The 276-nt window shown below is 44.6% G+C and carries 1 protein-coding gene; it reads right to left on the reverse strand.

The window, feature by feature from the left end; translation table 11 throughout:
• The coding region (locus R2R70_RS20060; RefSeq protein ID WP_410978907.1) for a proline dehydrogenase family protein at nt 1-276 on the reverse strand (276 nt) is incomplete at both ends.

The raw sequence follows: 276 nt of genomic DNA on the forward strand, positions 1-276 counted from the left end.
ATTGTGACTCTACAAAGATATTAGGGCCAAAACTTGCACGACGTTCACCATAAATCTCTAACGGTAACGGGATGTCTGGATTGTGCAATGTTGCATTACCAAGCAGCTTGTCATATGGATGCACTGTTAGCTTTTCGATTGGGTAAGACTTGTCTAGCAACTGATGAACAAACGAGCTGTTGGCACCGTTCTCAAGCAAGCGGCGTACCAAGTACGGTAGCAAGTCTTTATGTGCACCTACTGGCGCATAGATACGTACAGGAATCTCATAAGCTT

The organism is Cobetia sp. SIMBA_158 (assembly GCF_046566945.1).
GTDB lineage: Bacteria > Pseudomonadota > Gammaproteobacteria > Pseudomonadales > Halomonadaceae > Cobetia > Cobetia amphilecti.